15 protein-coding genes are annotated in these 17,090 nt (G+C 75.9%); 10 read left to right on the top strand and 5 right to left on the bottom strand.

Translation table 11 applies throughout. The features are described 5' to 3' along the window. The first annotated feature begins 188 nt into the window (after nt 1-188). Nucleotides 189-989 (top strand): SDR family NAD(P)-dependent oxidoreductase, encoded by an 801-nt coding sequence (locus M3673_RS18135; RefSeq protein ID WP_251535426.1) that lies wholly within the window; start codon nt 189-191, stop codon nt 987-989. A 33-nt stretch (nt 990-1,022) separates the two neighbouring features. Then, nucleotides 1,023-1,712 (top strand): aspartate/glutamate racemase family protein, encoded by a 690-nt coding sequence (locus M3673_RS18130; RefSeq protein ID WP_193666243.1) that lies wholly within the window; start codon nt 1,023-1,025, stop codon nt 1,710-1,712. Between the two features lie 30 nt (nt 1,713-1,742). Here M3673_RS18130 and M3673_RS18125 read toward each other — a convergent pair whose 3' ends face one another. Further along, entirely contained in the window at nt 1,743-3,104 is a 1,362-nt protein-coding gene (locus tag M3673_RS18125; RefSeq protein WP_251535424.1) for a protealysin inhibitor emfourin, read from the bottom strand. A gap of 180 nt (nt 3,105-3,284) precedes the next feature. On the opposite strand from M3673_RS18125, the gene M3673_RS18120 reads away from it, so the two are divergent. Next, nucleotides 3,285-4,850: a sulfatase gene (locus tag M3673_RS18120; protein WP_251535422.1), complete on the top strand. Its 1,566-nt coding sequence runs from the start codon at nt 3,285-3,287 to the stop codon at nt 4,848-4,850. Nucleotides 4,851-4,881: 31 nt separating this feature from the next. Here M3673_RS18120 and M3673_RS18115 read toward each other — a convergent pair whose 3' ends face one another. After that, nucleotides 4,882-5,352, bottom strand: coding sequence for a PPOX class F420-dependent oxidoreductase (locus M3673_RS18115; protein ID WP_056863465.1), 471 nt, complete (start codon nt 5,350-5,352; stop codon nt 4,882-4,884). Between the two features lie 188 nt (nt 5,353-5,540). On the opposite strand from M3673_RS18115, the gene M3673_RS18110 reads away from it, so the two are divergent. The 6 genes from M3673_RS18110 to M3673_RS18085 all read left to right on the top strand — a co-directional run bounded on the left by M3673_RS18110 (nt 5,541) and on the right by M3673_RS18085 (nt 12,348). Further along, entirely contained in the window at nt 5,541-6,545 is a 1,005-nt protein-coding gene (locus tag M3673_RS18110; RefSeq protein ID WP_251535419.1) for a hypothetical protein, read from the top strand. Nucleotides 6,546-6,602: 57 nt separating this feature from the next. Continuing rightward, complete coding sequence (gene typA / locus M3673_RS18105; protein WP_056863463.1) at nt 6,603-8,498, top strand: translational GTPase TypA; 1,896 nt, start codon at nt 6,603-6,605, stop codon at nt 8,496-8,498. 250 nt (nt 8,499-8,748) lie between these two features. Further along, nucleotides 8,749-9,663 carry a DUF4397 domain-containing protein gene (locus tag M3673_RS18100; RefSeq protein ID WP_251535417.1) on the top strand — a complete coding sequence of 305 codons (915 nt, stop codon included), beginning with the start codon at nt 8,749-8,751 and terminating at the stop codon, nt 9,661-9,663. Between the two features lie 62 nt (nt 9,664-9,725). Next, on the top strand, nt 9,726-10,394 hold the full coding sequence (locus tag M3673_RS18095; protein WP_251535414.1) for a class F sortase: 669 nt from the start codon (nt 9,726-9,728) through the stop codon (nt 10,392-10,394). After that, nucleotides 10,394-11,545 (top strand): glycosyl hydrolase family 8, encoded by a 1,152-nt coding sequence (locus tag M3673_RS18090; protein ID WP_251535412.1) that lies wholly within the window; start codon nt 10,394-10,396, stop codon nt 11,543-11,545. The genes M3673_RS18095 and M3673_RS18090 overlap by 1 nt, the downstream gene beginning before the upstream one ends. A gap of 29 nt (nt 11,546-11,574) precedes the next feature. After that, a complete protein-coding gene (locus M3673_RS18085; protein ID WP_251535409.1) occupies nt 11,575-12,348 on the top strand; it encodes a tyrosine-protein phosphatase in 774 nt (257 codons plus the stop codon). A 12-nt stretch (nt 12,349-12,360) separates the two neighbouring features. Here the strand turns inward: M3673_RS18085 and M3673_RS18080 are convergent, their stop codons facing one another. From M3673_RS18080 to M3673_RS18070, 3 genes are all read right to left on the bottom strand, one after another. Next, nucleotides 12,361-13,710, bottom strand: coding sequence for an MFS transporter (locus M3673_RS18080; protein WP_251535407.1), 1,350 nt, complete (start codon nt 13,708-13,710; stop codon nt 12,361-12,363). Between the two features lie 176 nt (nt 13,711-13,886). After that, a complete protein-coding gene (locus M3673_RS18075) occupies nt 13,887-14,681 on the bottom strand; it encodes an enoyl-CoA hydratase-related protein (protein WP_251535405.1) in 795 nt (264 codons plus the stop codon). 27 nt (nt 14,682-14,708) lie between these two features. After that, nucleotides 14,709-15,305, bottom strand: a complete 597-nt coding sequence (locus tag M3673_RS18070; RefSeq protein WP_251535403.1) for a rhomboid family intramembrane serine protease — start codon at nt 15,303-15,305, stop codon at nt 14,709-14,711. A gap of 99 nt (nt 15,306-15,404) precedes the next feature. Between M3673_RS18070 and M3673_RS18065 the strand changes: the two genes are divergently transcribed. After that, the gene (locus M3673_RS18065) at nt 15,405-17,045 is read left to right on the top strand and encodes an MASE4 domain-containing protein (RefSeq protein WP_251535401.1); all 1,641 of its coding nucleotides are present in this window, start codon (nt 15,405-15,407) and stop codon (nt 17,043-17,045) included. Nucleotides 17,046-17,090: the final 45 nt, after the last annotated feature.

Raw genomic sequence — 17,090 nt, 5'->3', positions numbered from 1 at the left:
TCTCCCACGCTGCGCCACCCTTCCTCGCGTCGTCGCCGGCGCCCCTGCGCCGACCTGCGGGCTCCCGCGGCGCGCGGAGGCCCACGGACCAGAGTGGTCCACCGGACAAGAACCCTGCGGCCCGCCCGGGGATTCCCGACCCGGCGACCGGGTCGTGGACACCTGGCACCGCGCGGCAGGATGGAGCCATGAGCGCCCCCTCCACCCCCTCGACCTCGCCGACCACCGACCCCGGGTCGGGCTCCGCCGACCGTCCGCTCGCCGTGGTCACCGGCGCCAGCAGCGGGATCGGCGCGGCCACCGCGCGCCAGCTCGCCGCCGCGGGCTACCGCGTGGTCTGCGCGGCCCGGCGCGCCGAGCGGGTCGAGGAGCTCGCCGCTGAGATCGACGGGGTGGCCGCGGTCTGCGACGTCACCGACGAGGCGTCGGTCGCCGGGCTGGCCGAGCTCGTCGGCGGGCGTCTCGACGTGCTGGTCAACAACGCCGGCGGGGCCTTCGGCTCCGCCCCCGTGGCCCAGGCCGACGCCGAGGAGTGGCGCCGGATGTACGAGGTCAACGTCATCGGCCTCATGCAGGTCACCCGCGCCCTGCTGCCGGCCCTGCTGGCCAGCGGCGCGGGGGTGGTCCTCAACGTCGGCTCCACCGCCGGGCGGGTGGCCTACGAGGGCGGTGCCGGCTACACCGCCGCCAAGCACGGCACCCAGGTCGTGACCGAGACCCTGCGCCTGGAGCTCTTCGACCAGCCGGTGCGGGTGTGCGAGATCGCCCCCGGCATGGTCCGCACCGACGAGTTCTCCCTGGTCCGCTTCGACGGCGACCAGGAGAAGGCCGACGCGGTGTACGCCGGGGTCCCCGACCCCCTGGTCGCCGACGACGTCGCCGACGCCATCGTGTGGATGGTGACCCGACCGGCGCACGTCAACATCGACCAGCTGGTCATCCGCCCCCGCGCCCAGGCCGCGCAGCACAAGGTCCACCGCATCGGCTGACGCGCTGATGCACCGACTGTCACACTGACCCGCATGCAGACCATCGGACTCGTCGGCGGCATGAGCTGGGAGAGCAGCGCGGCCTACTACAAGGCGCTCAACCTGGGCGTGGCCCAGCGCCTGGGCGGGCTCTCCTCGGCCAAGGTCGTGCTCTCCTCCCTCGACTTCGCCGAGCTCACGACGCTGCAGGCCCAGGAGCGCTGGGACGAGGTCGCCGCGGTGCTGGTGGCCGCCGCCCAGGGCCTGGAGCGGGCCGGGGCCGACGTGCTGCTGCTGTGCACGACGACCTTCCACCGCGTCGCCGACGAGGTCGCCGCCGCGGTCGACGTGCCGCTGCTGCACCTCGCCGACGTCGTGGCCGAGGCCTGCCTGGCGCGCAAGGTCTCCGAGGTGGGCTTCCTCGGCACGACCTTCACCATGGAGCGCAGCTTCTTCACCGACCGCCTCGCCGACGACGGGCTGACCGTGCACGTGCCCGCCACCGAGCACCACGCCGAGCTGAACCGGATCATCTACGAGGAGCTCGTCCACGGGCGCGTCGAGGACTCCTCTCGCCGCTTCGTGGTCGACCTGATCTCCCAGCTCTGGGACGCCGGCGCCGGCGGCGTCGTGCTCGGCTGCACCGAGCTGGAGCTGCTCGTGCGCCAGGCCGACTCCGAGCTCCCGGTCTTCCCCAGCACCACGCTGCACGTCGAGGCCGCCCTCGACCGCGCCCTGGGCTGATCCGGCCGGGCTGATCCGGCTGGTCGCGGCTCAGGCGGGGTCCTGCGGGGGCCGCAGCACGACCTCCACCAGCCGCGCGAGGTCGGCGCCGAGGGCCTGCTCGGGCACCCGCACGTGCGTGCCGGCCACGTCGACGTCGTAGACGAAGCGGTCGGCGCCGCCCGGCTCCACCGCGCGCGCGGCGGCCGCCGCGAGGTCGACGCGCTCGAGCAGCGAGCGCGCCTCGGCCGCGCGCGGGTCGTCGTCGGCGTCGAGGTCGAGGTCGGCCTCGGCGCGCAGGCCGGCGAAGCCGCCCGTGCGCCGCACCGTCAGCCGACGGCCCGGGTCGGCGCCGCGACCGACCGCACCGTCCTCCCCCGCGCGGCCGCCACCGGCCCGCGGCGTCACCCCGACCTCCTCCCACGCCGCGCCGACGGCGTCGGCGTGCACCCCGGCCGCAGCGACCGTCGCGGCCGCGAAGCCGGCGAAGTCGGTGCGCGGACCGACCCGGCCGCCGGTGAGCGCGGCGTACCAGATCGCGCCGGCACCCTCGGCGCTCGAGCCGCCGACCGCGACCGCGGCGAGCTGGAAGGCGCGGTTGGGGATGCCGGAGTTGAGGTGGACCCCGCCGTTGTCCTCGCTGGTCTCGACGTAGTCGTCGAGGTGGCCGGGCTGGGGGTCGGTGCCCAGGCGCGGGTCGTCGTAGGCCGTGCCCGGCGCGCGCATGTCGCGCAGGCCGCGCGCGGCCACCCCGGGCAGGAAGATGTCGGCCCCGATCAGCCAGTCGGCCTCCTGAGGCGACTGACCGAGCAGGCGCTGCGCGAGGCAGGCGGCGAAGACGTCGGAGACCGACTCGTTGAGGGCACCCGACTGCCCCTGGTAGACCAGCCCCGCGCTGCGCTCGGTGACCGCGTGGGCCAGCTCGTGGGCGAGCACGTCGACCGCGGCGGTGAAGCGACCGAAGACCTCGCCGTCGCCGTCGCCGAAGACCAGCTGCGTGCCGTCCCAGAACGCGTTGGCGTAGTCGCGGCCGTAGTGGACCGTCAGGCTCACCGGCGCGCCGGCGTCGTCGTAGGAGTCGCGGTCGTAGACGTCGGCGAAGAGCGCCAGCGAGGCCGCGATGCCCGTGGCGGCCTCGTCGACCGCGGGGTCGCCGGTCGCGCCCTCGCCCGCGCGCCGCACCGGACGGCCCGGAAGCGTGGTCGTGGCCCCGGCGTCGTGCACGGTCCAGGCCGGGGTGGCGCGCGCGGCGAGCGGCGGCGGCGCCGACGCCGGGCCCGGGCGCGCCGCGCGGAAGCCGGCGTCGAGCGACAACGTCTGCTCCCGGCCGAGCCGGCGCAGCAGGTAGGGCGGCACGAAGCCGCAGCGACGACCGGCGCGCGGCCGGGGGGCGGAGGAGGTCCCGAGAGTCATCGTCCCAGCGAAGCCCACGCCGCCGACAGTGACAAGGCCCACGTCGCCCGGCCCACGTCGCCCGGCCCACGTCGCCCGGTGCGGGGCCAGCAGGATTCCCGCGACGGGGGCGGGTCCGGGTTTACTTGCCGGCCAGCCGGTCCCCTCGTCCGGTCCCCGCCCTTCCCCACGGAGTCCGACGTGAGCACACCACCCGGTGCCCCGAGCCGCCGCCAGGCGCTCGTCCGCGCGCTCGCCGGGGCGCTCGCCGGGCTGCTCGTGGTGGGCGGGCTGGTGTCGTGCCGTGAGGCCCCGGAGCGCGCCGACGGCGACCCGGCCACGGGCACCGCGGTCACCGACGTCGCCGACGCCCGGGGCACCCGCCCCAACATCGTCCTGCTCAGCTCCGACGACCAGACCGACACCGAGCTGGAGCACATGCCGCTGACGCGGAGCCTGCTCGCCGAGGCGGGCACGGAGTTCACCGACGCGATCAGCCCCCACCCGCTGTGCTGCCCGGCGCGCGCGGAGATCCTCACCGGGGAGTACGCCCAGAACAACGGCGTGCGCCACAACCGCGGGGCCTACGGCGGCTACCAGGCCTTCGCCCGCCACAACACCGAGCAGAACCTCGCGGCCTGGCTGCACGACGCCGGCTACCGCACCGGGTTCGTCGGCAAGACGCTGAACTCCTACACCACGGGCTCGCGCCGGATGCGCGGCTGGGACTACTGGAGCCCGACGATCGCCGACACCTACCGCTACTACGGCACGCGCTTCTACGACGACGGGCGCCCGCGCACCTACGACGGCTACGTCGCCGACGTGGTGCGCGACCAGGCCGTCGACCTGGTCGAGCGCTGGTCGGCCGGCGACCGGCCGTTCTTCGTCTGGGCCTCCCACGTGGGCCCCCACGACGCCACCGAGAGCGACGGCACGTGGGGCCCGCCCGTGCCGGCCGAGCGCCACCGCGGCCTCTTCTCCGACGTCGGGCTGCCCAGCGCCGACGACCCGTCCTTCGACGAGCCCGACACCTCCGACAAGCCTCCCGCCGTGCGCCGCGGCCGCGACGGCGTGCCGGTGCGCACCGAGTGGTACCGCGACCGGCTGCGCAGCCTGCAGGCCGTCGACGAGGCCAACGCGGCCGTCATCGAGGCCCTCGACCGCGCCGGGGAGCTCGACGACACCGTGGTCGTCTACGTCTCCGACAACGGCTTCCTCACCGGCCAGCACCGCATCTACGGCAAGAACTACCCCTACGAGGAGGACCTCCAGGTCCCCTTCGTGCTGCGCGGTCCGGGCGTGCCGGGCGGCACGACGAGCACGGAGACGGCCACCATCGTCGACCTGGCCCCCACCTTCCTCGACCTGGCCGGGGTGCTCGGCGACGTGCGCTCCGCCGGGCACACCGACGGCGAGTCGCTGCTGCCCGCGCTGCGGGGCGGCTCACTGGGCGCCACCAGCCTCATCCAGGCCGGCACCTCCGGGCGCCGCGAGCTGCGGGCCTTCGGCTGGTCCTTCCGCGGGGTCCGCACGCCCCGCTTCACGTGGGTGCGGTGGTGGGACGGCGCGGAGGAGCTCTACGACCGCGAGCTCGACCCCTTCCAGGAGAGCAACCTCGTCGGGCCCGACGGCCAGGTGCGCGACCCGGCGTACGCCGCGGTGCGTGAGGAGCTGGAGCGGCGCTACCGCGCGCTGCGCTGGTGCCGCGGCGTCGCGGAGTGCGAGCGGCAGGACTTCGGGCCCGAGCCCGCGCCGGCGTCCTGAGCGCGGGCCCGCGCCGGCTCCGCGGAGCAGGTCAGGAGGGCACGCGGTCGGGCGGGAAGCCGCCCGTGGCGACCGGGCCCCAGCCCGTCACGGTGATGCGCAGCAGCGACTTGCCCTGACGGCGCATCGCCTCCCGGTACTCCTCCCAGTCGGAGTGCTCGCCGGCGATGCAGCGGAAGTACTCGACCAGGCCGTCCTCGGCCTCCTGGCTGGGCATGTCGAGCACCTCGGCGGTGCCGTCGACCTGCACCCACGGCCCGTCCCAGTCGTCGGAGTGCACCAGCACCGTCGCGGCGGGGTTGCGGCGCAGGTTGGTGGCCTTGGCGCGCGAGGGGTAGGTCGAGATGACGATGCGGCCCTCGGCGTCGACGCCCCCGGTGACCGGCGAGATCTGCGGCCGGCCGTCGGACTTGGTCGTCATCAGCGTCAGGTGGTGGCGGGTGCGCACGAAGTCGAGCAGCTGCTCGCGGTCGACCCGGTCGGTGGTGGCGATGTTCGGCATGGCGCCAGCCTAGGCGGGGCGATCACGCGACCGGGAGCGTCACGGACGCCGTGGGGTGCTGGGTGTCGTGGGGTGTCGTGGGCGACGATGGGGCGGTGGCAGCGAGGAGGAGGGCAGGCGGGACCGGCGGCAGGACCGGGCCCAGGACCGGGGGACGTCGCGGCGCAGCGGGTCGCGAGGGCGCCCCGGTGCGGGTGACGGTGGTCGGCGACCCGGTGGCCGGCGCCGCAGCGGGCGAGCCCGCCGCCGAGTCCGCTGCCGAGTCCGCTGCCGAGCCCGCTGCCGAGCACACCGTGGAGGTGCCGGCGGCGACGACGCTGGCGGCGCTGCTCCCCCAGGTCGTGCCCGCGGTCGTGCCGCCGGTCGCCGCGGGCGGCGCCGACGTGGTCCTGCTGCTGCGCCACGGCGGCGACTGGCTGGGGATGCACAGCGCGACCACGGGCACGCGGGTGCTCCGCGACCCCGAGCGCACCGTGGCCGAGCTCGACCCCCCGCGGGTCCGCCTCGAGCCGTGGCCCGGCGTCGACGGGTCGCTGCTGCTGGAGGAGCTCGCCCTGGGCCGACTGCCGGACCGCGCCGCCCTCGCCGGCGGTGCCGGCGACGGGTGGCGGCGTCGCTGGGAGGCCGAGGAGCGGGAGCTCGGCACGGTCGACGGTGCCGCCCGGCTGCTCGACGCCGACGTCGTGGAGGCCCTGGCCGCCGTCGGTGCGACGGTGCTCGCCCACGGCCCGGGCCACGCGCGGGTCGAGGACGCCGCCGGGTCGTCGTACGTCGTGCGCTGCGACCGCCAGGGCGGTGCGGTCTCCCGCCTCGACGCCGACGGCCTCGAGCGCCCGGTCGCCGCGGTCGCCACCCGGCCGGACGCCGGGGCCGGGGCCGGGGGACCGACCGCGCGACGTGCCCTGGCCGCGACGCTCGCGGCCCTGCTGGGCGCGACCTGGCGCGAGCAGCGTGGCCTGGAGCCGGCCCCGCCGCCTGCGCCGACGCGCGACACCCGGGTCGAGGTGGCCCGCGGCGGCGGGGTCTGGGGCTGGTCGTGGAGCGACGCCGCGGGGCGCCACGAGGGCCGCTTCGCGGCCGACGGGGCGATGGCCGCCGCGACGGCGGCGTACGCCCGGCTGGAGCCCGCCGACGTCGTCGCGCACCTCACAGCCCCCGCCGCCGATGGGGGCGGGGACCCCTCGCGGCCCTAGAATCGAGGAGGCTCCATCGGGGCCCCTCGACTCCCACCGGAAGTGACGACGCACCGAATGTCTGGAAACACCACCCGCAACGACCTGCGCAACGTCGCCATCGTCGCGCACGTCGACCACGGCAAGACGACCCTCGTCGACGCCATGCTGCGCCAGGCCGGCGCCTTCACCGCCCACCAGGCCGAGAGCGTCGCCGAGCGCGTCATGGACTCCGGTGACCTGGAGCGCGAGAAGGGCATCACGATCCTCGCGAAGAACACCGCGGTCCACTACGCCGGCCCCGCGGCCGACGGCAAGCCGATGACGATCAACATCATCGACACCCCGGGCCACGCCGACTTCGGCGGCGAGGTCGAGCGCGGCCTGTCCATGGTCGACGGCATCGTGCTGCTGGTCGACGCCTCGGAGGGCCCGCTGCCGCAGACCCGCTTCGTGCTGCGCAAGGCGCTCAACGCCGACATGCCGGTGATCCTGGTCGTCAACAAGACCGACCGCGGCGACGCCCGCATCGCCGAGGTCGTCGACGAGACCTACGAGCTCTTCATGGACCTGCTCGACGACAGCCACAGCCAGGACGCGCTCGACTTCCCGGTCGTCTACGCCTCGGGCCGCGCCGGCGTCGCCGGTCTCGACCAGCCCGCCAACGGCGAGCTGCCCGACTCCCCCGACCTCGAGCCGCTCTTCAAGACGATCCTCGAGACGATCCCCGCCCCGACCTACACCGAGGGCGCGCCGCTCCAGGCCCACGTCACCAACCTCGACTCCTCGCCGTTCCTGGGCCGCCTGGCTCTCGTGCGCGTGCACGAGGGCACCCTGAAGAAGGGCCAGACCGTCGCCTGGATGAAGCGCGACGGCGAGACCAAGAACGTCCGCATCACCGAGCTGCTGGTCACCGAGGGCCTCGAGCGCAAGCCGGGCGAGTCCGCCGGGCCGGGCGACATCGTCGCCATCGCCGGCATCCCCGACATCACCATCGGCGAGACCCTCGCCGACCCCGAGAACCCGGTCGCGCTGCCGCTCATCCACGTCGACGAGCCCGCCATCTCGATGACCATCGGCACCAACACCTCGCCGCTGGTCGGGCGGGTCAAGGGCGCCAAGGTCACCGCCCGCCTGGTCAAGGACCGCCTCGACTCCGAGCTCATCGGCAACGTGTCGCTGCGCGTCCTGCCCACCGAGCGCCCCGACGCGTGGGAGGTGCAGGGCCGCGGCGAGCTGGCGCTGGCCATCCTGGTCGAGCAGATGCGCCGCGAGGGCTTCGAGCTCACCGTCGGCAAGCCGCAGGTGGTCACCAAGGAGGTCGACGGCAAGGTCCACGAGCCCGTCGAGCGCCTGACCATCGACGCCCCGGAGGAGTACCTCGGCACGATCACCGAGCTGCTCGCCTCCCGCAAGGGCCGCATGGAGCAGATGACCAACCACGGCACCGGCTGGGTCCGCATGGAGTTCCTCGTGCCGGCCCGCGGCCTGATCGGCTTCCGCACCGAGTTCCTCACCGACACCCGCGGCACCGGCATCGCCCACCACATCTCCGAGGGCTACGAGCCGTGGGCCGGCGAGATCCGCTCGCGCAACAACGGCTCGCTCGTCGCCGACCGCAAGGGCGCCGCGACGGCCTACGCCATGACCTCGCTGCAGGAGCGCGGCGTGATGTTCCTCGAGCCGACCACCGAGGTCTACGAGGGCATGATCGTCGGCGAGAACTCCCGCGCCGACGACATGGACGTCAACATCACCAAGGAGAAGCAGCAGACCAACATCCGCTCCGCCACCTCCGACAACTTCGAGAAGCTGATCCCGGCCAAGAAGCTGTCGCTGGAGCAGAGCCTGGAGTTCTGCCGCGACGACGAGTGCGTCGAGGTGACCCCCGAGATGGTCCGCATCCGCAAGGTGATCCTCGACGCCGGCGAGCGCGCGAAGATCGCCAGCCGCGCCCGCAAGGCCAGCAAGTAGGCACCCGCGCCACCCCGCTCCACCCCCGAGGGCCCGCCTCCGTCTCACGACGGGGCGGGCCCTCGGCCGTCCGGCAGGCATGAAGAGCGCGAGTACGGGGTATGTCACGTACCGTGGTGCCTGGTGACCACCGCGCCGACCCTTCCCGGGCGCGCGCGGTCGCCGCCAGGCCGGGCCGGGGGGACCAGCTGCACCGACTCCTCGACGTCTCGACGCCGCACGACCGTCAGCCAACGCTCGAGGAGCACCCGTGAGCCCGCACCGCCGTCCCCGCACCGCCCGAACCACCCCGGCCCGGACCGTCCTGGCCGCGCTGGCCCTCGGAGCCGTCGCGGCCACCACGCTGGCGCCGAGCGCCACCGCCGCCCCCTCGACGGCGGGCAACGGCCCGGCCGCCAAGGCCCCCGCCACCACCGGCTGGCTGCGCCTGGGCCACCTCAGCCCCGGCACCGGCGACGCCGACGTGCGGGTGCTGCCCCTCGACGACGGCAGCCGGCTCAACCTCACCGACGTCCCCTACGGCGAGGTCTCCGACTTCCAGCGCCTCCCGGCCGGCCGCTACCGCATCGCCTTCCGCGAGGCCGGCCAGCCGCTCTCGGCCAAGCCCATGGTGGCCCGGCTCGTCGAGGTCGACCCGGGCTCGGCGGCCACCGTCGTCGCCACCGGCCGCGGCGAGTCGCTGCGCACCGAGGTCATCGACGACGACCTCACCCCGCCGCCCGCCGGGCAGGCCAAGGTCAGGCTGGTCTCCGGCGTCGGCGACAACGGTCCCGTCTCCGCGGCCGTCGTCGGCGGCCCGGTCATCGCCGAGGACGTCGCCACCGGCGGCTCCACGCCCTACGCCAACGTCGCGGCGCAGACCTGGCAGGTCGACGTCGCCTCCGGCTCCGACATGCCCACCACCGGCAAGGTCGCGGTCAAGGCCGGCGGCGTCTACACCCTCCTGGTCGTCGACGGGGCCGACGGCGGCGTCGAGATCAAGGCCCTCCAGGACAGCGGCAGCGCGGCCACCATGCCCTCCGGCGGCGTCGACACCGGCGCCGGTGGCCTCGCCCCCACCGCAGGCGCCCGGACCGACCTGACCGCGCCCGCCGCGGGCGTCCTGGCCGCCCTCGCCGCGCTGGGCGGCCTCGTGCTGCTGCGCCGCGGACGCGCCACCGCCTGACCGACCCCGCCGGTCCCCCGACCGGCGCCCGCCCCCCGCACCGCCGACCCCGAGGCCGACCTGTGAGCTCCCGCCCCGTCGCACGCCGCGCCGCCGCGGTGACGCTGCTCGTCGTCGCGGGCGTCGCGGCGCTGGTCGCCGTACGAGCCGGGGAGGGACCGCAGGCGGCGTCCTCGCCGGCCGCTGCCGCGCCCTCCGCTGCCGCCGACCCGACCGCCCCGACCGCCCCGTCGGGCTCCTCCGCGCCGTCGTCGGGTGCCTCGACGATCCCGGTGCAGGGGGCCACGGCGGCGCGACCGGTGGAGGTGCGGGTGCCGCGCCTGGGGATCGTCTCGCGCCTCGACGACCTCGCCGTGCTCGCCGACGGCACCCTGGAGCGCCCGCCGCGCTGGCAGGTGGCGGGCTGGTACGCCGCCGGCCCGCGGCCCGGCGAGACCGGCCCCGCCGTGATCGCGGGGCACGTCGACTCCCCCACCGGGCCCGCGGTGTTCACCGGGCTCGAGGCGCTGCGTCCCGGCGACCTGGTCGAGGTGCTGGGCGACGACGGCACCACCACCAGCTTCACCGTCGACCGGCTCGCCACCGCCCCCAAGGACGCCTTCCCCACCCGCGCCGTCTACGGCCAGACCCCCGACGCGCAGCTGCGGCTGATCACCTGCGACGGCGCCTACGTCGCCGACGCGGGCGGCTACCAGGACAACCTCATCGTCTTCGCCACCGAGCGCGCCTGATGGACGGCGGGGCCACGGCGCCGGAGCCCCCGCGCTCCGCTCGACGACGGGCCCTGCGCCTGCTCGGTGCCTGCTGCGCCGCAGCGCTCGTGGTCGCGCTGGTCACCACGACGCTCGTCCTCGCCCTGCGCCCCACCGGCAACGAGAGGGGGCCGGAGGGACCACGCGCCGACGTCGACGCCCGGGCCTTCCTGGAGACCTACGTCGAGCCGGACGGCCGGGTCGCGCGCACCGACCAGGGCGGCGACACCGTCAGCGAGGGCCAGGCCTACGCCATGCTGCTCGCGGTCGCCACCGGCGACCGCGTCACGTTCGACCGGGTGTGGGACTGGACGCGCGAGGAGCTGATGACCGCCGAGGGCCTGCTCAGCTGGCGGTGGGCCGACGGAGCGGTGGTCGACGCGTCCCCGGCCGCCGACGCCGACCTCGACGCCGCACGGGCCCTCGTCACCGCGGGCCGGACCTTCGAGGAGGCCGACTACACCGAGGCGGGGCTGAGGCTGGGCACGGCGCTGCTCGACCACGAGACCGTCCGCACCCCGGCGGGCCTCGTCCTGGTCGCCGGACCGTGGGCCACCCAGCGCTCGCCGTACGTCTTCAACCCCAGCTACGTCTCGCCCGTCGCCACCGGTCTGCTCGACGCGGCCTCCGACGACCCCCGCTGGGAGGAGCTGACCGCCGGGTCGCGAGCGGCCCTGGAGGGCCTGACGTTCGGTGGTCGCCTGCCGCCGGACTGGGCCGAGGTGTCCTCCGACGGGTCGGTCCGGGCGACCGGCTCCCCGAGCGGAGGAGGGCCGCAGTTCGGCTACGACGCAGCGCGCGTGCTGGCCCGTCACGCCGAGTCGTGCGACCCGGACGACCGCGCCATCGCCGCACGGGCCGCCGACCGGCTGGGCCCCGAGCTGGACGTCGACGTGCTGGCGCTGTCGGGCGAGCCGCTGTCGCGATTCACCAGCCCGGTGATGCTGGTGGCCCGCGCCGGGGCCGACGCCGCGTCGGGCGACCCCGCCGCCGCGCGCGCGGCGCTGGCGGCCGCGGACACGGCCGCCGAGGCGGCGCCGACGTACTACGGCGACGCGTGGGCCGCGCTCGGTCCCCTGATGCTCACCACGACCACGCTGGGCGCCTGCCCTGCGGTGCCGGCCGCGTGAACCACCCGGCACCGAGGCAGGCTTGCTCCGTGACCCACGACCCCCTGGCCGCCCCCGCCGGTCCGCCCGCCGACCTCCCCGACCTGCACAACCTGCGTGACGTGGGCGGCCTGCGCACCGACGACGGCGGGCGCACGCGCCACGGCGTGCTCTACCGCAGCGGCACGGTGGCCTTCCTCGACGCCGCCCAGGCCGAGGTCCTCGTCGGCGACGACGGCCTCGGCGTGCGCTGCCGCGTGGACCTGCGCGGGCCGCGCGAGGTGGCCGAGGAGACCAGCGCCGCGCTGCGCGAGCGCGAGCGACGCGCCGAGCACGTCGAGATCCACGCCGCCGACGTGGCCTGGGACTTCACCGCCTCCCACCGCAGCGACTGGGTCGCCGCCCACTACGCCCGCTACCTCGACGCCTCCGGCGACCGCATCGTCACCGTGGCCCGGCTGCTCGCCGACCCGGCCAACCGCCCCCTGCTCGCGCACTGCTCCGCGGGCAAGGACCGCACGGGGGTGACCGTGGCCGTCCTGCTGCGCGCGGTCGGCGTGACCGCCGACGACCTGGTGGCCGACTACGCCCGCACGGCGCAGGCCATCGCGGGGCTGCGCGAGCAGCTGACCCGGCTGCCGGCGTACGGCGACCGGATCGCCGCGGTGCCGCAGGAGGCGCTCGGGTCGACACCCGAGACCATGTGGGCCTTCCTGTCCACGCTGGAGGAGCGCCACGGCGGCGCGCGGGCCTACCTGCTCGGCCACGGACTCGACGGCTCCGAGCTGAGCGCGCTCAGCGAGGCTCTCGTCGAGCCGGCCTGAGCGGCCCCGCCCTCACTCCACCTCGGCGTACGCCGGCTCCACGCGCCGCGACGACCGGGAGCCGCGCAGCGCCGGGGCGAGCACCAGCAGACCGGCCAGCGGCAGCAGCGCGAGCACGGCGAGGCTGGGGCCGATGCCGATCACGTCGCCGAGGCCGCCGACCACGGCGGAGCCGACCGAGCCGCCGGTCATGAAGACCAGGGTGGCCACACCGAGCGCGACGCCGCGCACGTCGGCGTCGACGGCGTCGCCGACCGCGGCGCTGAGCGAGGGCTGACCGAGGCCGAAGGCGAAGGTCACCAGCACCACGGCCCCGCCCAGCACGGCCGGCACGTCGAGGATCGCCCCGACGCCCGCGACGAGCAGGGCCACCGAGGCGACGGCCCCGGAGATGGCCAGGCAGGCGGTCGGGCCGATGCCGCTGATGAGCGGGCCGGCCACCCGCGGCACGGCGAGCGCCAGCACGGCGCTCGGCACGAGGAGCAGTCCGACCTGCCAGGGCTCCCAGCCCTCGGCCACCAGCACGGCCGGCACCGCGATGAGCTGGCCGAACCACGCCGCCGGCACCGCGGCCGCGGCCACCGCGCTGCGCACGACGGCGGGATTGCGCACCACGGCCAGCGGCAGGAACCCGTGGGGCCGCCGCCGCACCCGCAGCGTCGCCAGCGGAGCGCCGAGCACGAGCAGCAGCAGGCCCACCAGGGCCACCACCACGCCGGTCGACGGCGACTGCACGAGCAGCACCAGCCCGGCCGCGGTCACCGCGACCAGCACGGCTCCGAGGACGTCCAGGCTCGCGCCCGTGCCCTCCCCCACCAGGGCGCGCCACAGGAAGGGGATCACGGCGACGCCCAGGATCGGGATCGCCATCACCGCGCGCCACCCGAAGGCGTGCTCCACGAGGCCCCCGAGGAGCGGCCCGAGACAGCTGACCGCCGCCGCCACGCCGGCGAGGCGACCCAGGGCCAGACCGCGCACGGCCCCGTCGTACCGCGCGCTGAGGATGGCCACGCCCAGGGTCGGCACCGCCGCCGCGCCCGCGCCCTGGAAGAGCCGAGCGGCCAGCAGCACGCCGAAGGAGGGCGCGAAGGCCGCGACCAGCGCGCCACTGGTCATCAGGCCGATGCCGATGACGAGCGGCAGCTTGACCCCGACGAGGTCGGAGACGCGGCCGTAGACCGCAGTGGTCACCGCGAGCATCAGCGCGTAGAGACTGATCACCCAGGTCGCGCCGCCCACGCTCGTGCCGAACTCCGCGCCGATCGCGGGCAGCGCGATGGCCGCCGAGGCCGACCCCATGCCGGCCAGGCCGAAGAGGAGCCCGAGGAGCACGGAGACACGGCGCGAGTCGTCGAGGGGCATGGTTGTCGCCAACAACGACCGACCCGGGCACATTCCGCGCCCGGACGCCCTGCGCGGCCGGCGCGCCCCTCCACCGGGCCCGCGGGGTGGACCTGTCGGCCCGGACCCGCACCTGTCGGCCCGTGCGTGGGGCGACCGGTGCGGGTTTCGCCAGCCGGCTGGCGAAACCCGCAGCCTCACCCGAAGGCCGGCTTCTCCTTGCCCAGGAACGCCCGGACCCCCTCGGCGAAGTCGGGCCCGGTGTAGACCTCGCGCAACAGCTCGTGGTCACCGGCGGGCGAGGCCTCGAGCCGGCGGGCGCGGTCGAGCAGCTGGCCCTTGGTCGCGCGCAGGGTGACCGAGGAGGCGGCGCGCAGCCCGTCGAGCAGGGCGGCGAGCTCGGCGTCGAGGGCCTCGGAGTCGGGCGAGACGGCCATCAGCGCACCGACGGCGTGGGCGCGCTCGGCGTCGACGAGCCGCGAGGCGAGCAGCATCTCGCGGGTCACCGGCTCGCCGAAGACGGTGGCGCAGCGGTAGACGATCGAGGCGGCCAGCGCGTTGCCCAGCGTGCGGGCGATGGGGTAGCCGAAGCGCGAGCCGGCCGTGGCCAGGCGCAGGTCGCAGTGGGTCGCGACAGCCAGTCCCCCGCCGACACAGACCCCGTCGACGGCCGCCACGGTGACCTGCGGCAGCGCGAAGAGCTGCTCGAGCAGGTCACGGATCCAGTCCTCGTAGGCGACCGCGTCGGCGTCCACGAAGTCGCTGATCTCGTTGCCCGCCGCGAAGGCCCGCCCGCCGGCGCCGCGCAGCACCAGCACCCGCACGCTGCTGTCCTCGCGCAGGTCGGCGCAGAGGTCCTTCAGCGCGGCGTACATCGCCCGGGTGAAGGCGTTGCGGCGGTGGGGCCGGTTGAACACGACCTCCACCACCCCGTCGCCGCGGGTCACGATCAGGTCCTCGCCCGGGCCCTCGCCGGTGCTCGTCTCGCTCACGCCGCCCGACCCTACGGTCCGGCGGCCTCAGCCCCGCGAGGTGTCCGCGCCCGGCCGGGCCACGACGTACGCCGCGACCGCGCCGGCCAGCGCTCCGAAGAGGTGGCCCTGCCACGAGATGCCCGGCTGCCCGGGCAGCACGCCCCACAGCAGCCCGCCGTAGACGACCAGCAGCACGACGCCGAGCACCATCTGGCCGACCCGACGGGCCACGAAGCCGCGCAGCACCAGGTAGACCAGCCAGCCGAAGACGAGACCGGAGGCCCCGATGTGCACCGTGCCGGCCGGGGAGACCAGCCAGGTGCCGAGCCCACCGAGCAGCCAGATGACCGCTGTGGCGGCCAGCCCGCGCCCGATGCCCCCGAGCAGCACGAGGAAGAGCAGGGGCGCGGCCAGCAGGGAGTTGGAGGCGAGGTGGTCGAAGCCGCCGTGCAGCAACGGGGCGAGCAGCACCCCGACGAGGCCGTCGCCGGTGCGCGGGCGGATCCCGTCGTCGTCCCACTGCACCCCAGGGAGGGCGTCGACGAGCTCGAGCACCCACAGCAGCGCGACGAAGCCGAGGGAGATCCCGAGGGCGGCGGGCCAGCTGCGCCGGGGGCGGGTGGGCGCGGTCGTCAGGCTCACGCCGACCACGGTAGCCAGGCCCCGCACGGCCGGGTGGGGAGCTGGCCCGGATCGCGGCGAAGCACCGCGGGCGGGGGCGCCATGCGTCAGACTGCGGGCGTGACCGTCCTGACGGCCGCGGGGGGCACCGTCGAGGCTCCGACCTCGCCGCCCGCCGCGCTGCCCTCCTCCTCCCGTCGTGCGCCCCTGGTGGTCGCGGCGGTGGTGCCGGCCGTGGTCGGGCTGCTGTTCCTCAACGCCGACCTGCTGCTGGGTCCCCACCCCGCCTTCCTGCCGGCCTTCCTCACCCTGGTGCTGGCCTGCGACCTGCTGACGGCGGTGCTGCTGGTCGAGCAGTACCGCGCCGGCGGCGGGCCCCGCGTGCTGGCGCTCAGCGCCGCCTACGTCTGGTCGGCCGCGATCGTCGTGCCCCACGCCCTGGTCTTCGGCGGGCTCTTCACCCCCACCGGGCTCCTCGGCGCCTCCCCCAGCAGCGCGCCGTGGCTGTGGGCGGCCTGGCACACGGGGCTGCCGGTGCTGGTCGGGCTGGCCCTGGCGCCGTGGCCGGCCGGGCTGGAGGCGCGCCTGGGCAGCCTCGAGCACCGCGGCCGCCGGCTGCTGCTGACCCACGGCGCCGTCCTGGCCGCGGCCGTCGGGACCACCGCGCTGGTGACCGCGGGCGCCGACCGGATCCCCACGATCATCGTCGACGGCGACTACACCGTGCTCACCGAGCGCTTCGGCCCGTGGATCGTGGCGCTCTGCCTGCTCTCGCTCGGCGCGGCCCTCGTCGGCGTCCTGGGGCGCCGCGACGCCCAGGGCATCGAGGCGTGGGCGATCGTCGCCGTGGTCGCCACCACCGGCGACGCCACCCTCACCCTCTTCTCCGAGTCGCGCTTCACCGTGGGGTGGTACGGCGCACGCGCCCTGGCCCTCACCGCCGCGACCGTCGTGCTGCTCGCCATGCTGCGCGAGGTCACCGCGCTGCACCGCCAGGTGCTGCGCGACTCGGTGCGCCTGGAGACCACCAACCGCCAGCTCCTCGACGCTCAGAACCTGCGCGAGCACATGGTCGCCGTGGTCACCCACGACATGCGCACCCCGCTGACCGGGCTGCAGGGCTACCTCGAGCTGCTCTCCGAGGCCGGACGCGACCTCGGCGAGGAGCGGCAGGCCACCATGATCGACCGCAGCCGCATGCTCACCCGCCGGCTGACGCTCATGACCGAGGACATGCTCGCGGTGGCCACCACCGACCGCAGGGTGGTCGCTCTGGAGCCGGCGCCGCTCCTGCTCGCCGCGGAGCTGCAGGCCTGTGCCGAGGTCTTCCCCGACCTCGACCTGCGCCTGGAGTGCGAGCCCGGGCTCCGGGTGCAGGCCGACCCGCTGCGCCTGCAGCAGGTGCTGGTCAACCTGGTCGGCAACGCCCAGGCCTACGGCGCCGAGCCGGTCGTCCTGGCCGCCCGCCCGCTCCCCGGGCCGCCCGCCGCCCCGGGGCCCGCCCTGGTCGAGCTGGCCGTCTCCGACGCGGGGGCCGGGGTGCCGGCCGACTTCGTGCCGCGGCTCTTCGAGTCCTACACCCGCGCCGAGGGCACCGGCCGCCGTGGGTCGGGCCTGGGCCTGTCGGTGGTGCGGGAGCTGGTCGAGGCCCACGGCGGACGGGTCTCCTACGACGCCGCCGCCAACGCCTTCCGCGTCGTGCTCCCCGCCCCGGCCGAGCTCAGCCTGGTCGAGCCGGTCGCGGCCGACCCCGTCGCCTGACGTACCGCTGGGTCCCCAGCTGTCCCACGCGTCACACCTGTCGGC

Origin of the sequence: Nocardioides sp. P86, from assembly GCF_023712465.1 — a bacterium.
GTDB lineage: Bacteria > Actinomycetota > Actinomycetes > Propionibacteriales > Nocardioidaceae > Nocardioides > Nocardioides kribbensis.
Note: the sequence above shows the minus strand (reverse complement) of the source record. Positions and strands in the feature narration are given on the sequence as shown.